Source organism: Candidatus Cyrtobacter comes (assembly GCF_034470605.1).
Taxonomy (GTDB): domain Bacteria; phylum Pseudomonadota; class Alphaproteobacteria; order Rickettsiales; family Midichloriaceae; genus Cyrtobacter; species Cyrtobacter comes.
In genome coordinates this window covers 1-3,455 of record NZ_JARGYT010000107.1, presented here as the reverse complement: position 1 = coordinate 3,455, position 3,455 = coordinate 1, and the positions used below count along the sequence as shown (strand labels likewise).

Sequence of the window (3,455 nt, the reverse complement as noted above, 5' to 3'; positions counted from 1 at the left end):
CGCTAAACTCAAAGAAAATCGACGCTTAGCATTACGATTTGAGAAATCCGATCTCTCTTTCCTTGCCTTTATAGCTTTAGCATCTATTAAATACAACCTTTGTTAACAGTGCCTATGGCTTCAGCTTTATAGTGATTGCTATATCGACAATGCTTGGAGGTATATTCTCTAAAAGATTGCAGAATAAACATTCTTCCAAAAAAATCATGAGCTATGGGCTTTTGATCATTGCTTTTGCAACAGCGGTTTTTAGTCTCATCGCTTTGATCAACCATAATTTATTTGCTTTTCCCTCTTATATAATGATAGCGGTGACTATTCTTTCTCAAATGGGATGTGCTTTTGGAATCTGCATGGCAACCAGTAATGCTCTTGCATTAGCACTTGTGGATTATAAACATGCAACAGCATCAAGTTTATTTGGATTTTTCTACTATGGCCTGATCTCTCTCTTTACATTCTTTATGGGATTTCTGCATGATGGGACACTACTGCCAATGCCGCTTTATTTCTTAGGTTTAAGTTGTTTTATGATGATTGTAAATCGTATCTTCTTGAAGAATTAATGGGAATTAAAAACCCCCCAAGGATGTTGTTCTTAGAGCTTGCGGTTGATTACTTCTTTTTGAGATAATCTCTCCATGGCGTATCTTAGCATGGTTTTAGGCATTTGATGCGCATGATCACAAAGAAACGCTATTAATCTTGCCTCATCCTTTTTTCCTGCTTCACGCAACGTCCAGCCAACAGCTTTGTGAATCAGATCATGTGAATCATTTTGCAATAATTTGGCTATCTTAAATGTCCAGCCTAACTCAGATTTGCGGATAAAATACCATGTTGCAACAATCGCAGCTCTACGCTCCCATAAATTTTGGGAGCCAGCTAACTCTTCAAGAAAATCACGATCCCGCTCAAAAAGATGAGCGCCTATAATGAGATGAGCAGAACTATCCACTAAATTCCAATTATTGATATGGCCAATATTGGTTCTATAAAATTGATAGATTTCTTCTTTCTGTTCAGATGTTCCTATATTATATTGCCCAGTCAAAATAATAAGCGCCAATAATCGTTCCTCGTTGATTGTTGATTGTATCAAAAGGCCTAAATCTTGCATTGCTAGATTCAAAAAGCTTTTTGCAATTTTTCGTAAAGTAGGCACCGTAATGCCTATAAACCTATCGTGTTGCGCATAATCTCCTGGACCTGTTTTGAAGAAAATAGACACTTTCGCTGGGGTTGAATCAATGGATTCTTGTAAAACCTTTCTCAATTTTCGAATTGTATCAGACATTGCTTTTCTCAAATTTAATTAACAATTGTTTGCCACCAAGAACCACTATTAGGTGAAATAATGCACAAGTCTTCGGAATAATAGCAGCTTTTGTTTAAATTTTAAGCCTTTCAACCCCACGTTTTAAACTATGCCTATCAACAAATGGCCCAATCAGCAATTATGAACCCCTGTATTATCGCAGGTCTCTTGCTCCTTATTTTCGGTTGCGCCGGTTGTTATTTTAGCAATTTAATTGAAATGTTAATGACCAATCGCTCGGTATAAGTATTTGATGGTAGCATATGGAACGTTCTTGGTCAAGCGATTTAAGATGCATGGTCGCAGCCCTCGAAATGTCTGCAATTGATAGCGCGCATGTATTATTTCCAGCACTTGGACCTTTGTGCGGAGGACTCATCGCTGAAGGGTTTGGATTGAGAAACATTTTTGTCTTTCTGATTTTGTTTGCGCTTAATAATCTCATCGCTTTGATCAACCATCATTTATAGGCTTTGCACTCTTAGATAATAAGAGCGGTACACTTGCTCAAATAGGTTTTGGAGTATGTATTGCAACATTGTAATTGGGCGCTATAATATAATACGGTTTATTTAGATTTTCTATCTAGGCTACTTAATATGAACATAAGCCATCAATATATAGTAAAATTAGCTTCAGAAGCATTCTGGTCTTTTGTCTTTAAAAATAGCTTTAAAGAGGCTGGTTTTGTAATTACGATTGAGGATATTCCAGAGAGTCTGTGGTCACGAGAAATTTTACTCAAGATGCTTAGTAAAGATTTATATCCAGTAGAGCTTTCTCAAGATTTAATTGACACATTATATTATGACGTTGCCGAAACTATTATTGACCATAATAACAGAGAGGAAAACATTATAGGGATTGTATATCAAGAAGATTTTAAATTTTGTAAAGATCCTAATTTTGCTTTTAAAAATTTAATTGATAAACAATTTACTGATTCAGATCAAAAATCTAATTACTATTTACAGTTAAAAGGCAAGTATTTAAATGAAGGAGAGTTAATTTTAAGGACACCTTTGCCATCTGGTATTCTTTTAAAATCCAGACCCACTACTAGTTCTATGCCATACATTCCAAATACATTAAAGGCATTAGGATTTCAAAAGCAGCTTGTATTACAGATAACGGACATACTTCCTTTACCTGCTAATAAATACGGTTATAATTATTTTATTACTGGGTTATTTTATATTCCAACAATCCAAGACCATAGCTTAGTATGGTTAAAGCTAATTCCCAACGCTACTACTATTCTGAATTGTTTTCGAATAATATGTTACGAAGATGGAAGTTTTTGCGAAGGAAACATTTTACCCAAATCTCCCACTAATAAAAAAAACCTCATAAATAAGATGCTTTCTTTTTTTTATTAATATGAAAGTATCTAAAATAAAAGAGGGCAATACACTTTTAGTAAGCGAAGGAAATTGGAGTTTTACAATTAGCTTGGTAAAGAAATTACAGTTATTATATAAGCTTATAACTTTTACATATGGAGCATATTCTTATTTTTCCCGTTACATGTAAGGGATTAATTGAGTCAATGCAGTTTTGGTGAAAAAATTTATAATATCAGCTTCAAAAATTTTAAAAAGAGATAGTTTTAATCACTATAGTTGATTTTTACGACAATATGTTTAATGAGTTATATAGCTATTTTATTCGAGATGATATAAGGTTTGTTGTATTACAGCTTATTAACTTTATTCTTAACATGCTAATTTAACTTAAGTAACTATGTTAAGTTGAGTTGAGATTTGCGTATTGAAGAATTTAATTAAGGTATCATAGCAACATTACTAATATAACCTCTATTTCATATTAGCCCAGAATTTCTCAATTGAATTTAAATCAGGTGAATAAGGAAAAATTGTACTGCATTTCATAGACTCTATTAATTCTCTTTTGGATCTATGAAAAGAAGCCTCTACTTGTTCTAACTTTTTAATCATGACTACCCAATAACAAGCTAATAACAAGCTAATAACAAGCTCTACATTAAAAATCATTGGTGCTAAACTAGCAATAGTTCGGCATTACCTAATAATTATAGACAATAGAATGAGATTATGCCTATATTGGAATAGGAAGGAGAAAATGGATGACAATTGAATGTAGATATTGCGGTTGT

4 protein-coding genes are annotated in these 3,455 nt (G+C 33.3%); 2 read left to right on the top strand and 2 right to left on the bottom strand.

Annotated elements, in window-relative coordinates; all coding sequences use genetic code 11:
• Window positions 1-149 precede the first annotated feature (149 nt).
• Window positions 150-566: an MFS transporter gene (locus Cyrtocomes_RS05625; RefSeq protein WP_322498212.1), complete on the top strand. Its 417-nt coding sequence runs from the start codon at window positions 150-152 to the stop codon at window positions 564-566.
• 32 nt (window positions 567-598) lie between these two features.
• Here Cyrtocomes_RS05625 and Cyrtocomes_RS05620 read toward each other — a convergent pair whose 3' ends face one another.
• Window positions 599-1,276: a DNA alkylation repair protein gene (locus Cyrtocomes_RS05620; protein WP_322498211.1), complete on the bottom strand. Its 678-nt coding sequence runs from the start codon at window positions 1,274-1,276 to the stop codon at window positions 599-601.
• 641 nt (window positions 1,277-1,917) lie between these two features.
• Between Cyrtocomes_RS05620 and Cyrtocomes_RS05615 the strand changes: the two genes are divergently transcribed.
• Window positions 1,918-2,697: a hypothetical protein gene (locus Cyrtocomes_RS05615; RefSeq protein WP_322498210.1), complete on the top strand. Its 780-nt coding sequence runs from the start codon at window positions 1,918-1,920 to the stop codon at window positions 2,695-2,697.
• Between the two features lie 438 nt (window positions 2,698-3,135).
• On the opposite strand, the gene Cyrtocomes_RS05610 is transcribed toward Cyrtocomes_RS05615, so the two are convergent.
• Complete coding sequence (locus Cyrtocomes_RS05610; protein WP_322498209.1) at window positions 3,136-3,276, bottom strand: hypothetical protein; 141 nt, start codon at window positions 3,274-3,276, stop codon at window positions 3,136-3,138.
• Window positions 3,277-3,455 lie beyond the last annotated feature (179 nt).

Coding starts and splice junctions, on each gene's coding strand:
- Cyrtocomes_RS05610 (WP_322498209.1), bottom strand. CDS start 3,276: ATGATTAAAAAGTTAGAACAAGTAGAGGCTTCTTTTCATAGATCCAAA.
- Cyrtocomes_RS05615 (WP_322498210.1), top strand. CDS start 1,918: ATGAACATAAGCCATCAATATATAGTAAAATTAGCTTCAGAAGCATTC.
- Cyrtocomes_RS05625 (WP_322498212.1), top strand. CDS start 150: ATGCTTGGAGGTATATTCTCTAAAAGATTGCAGAATAAACATTCTTCC.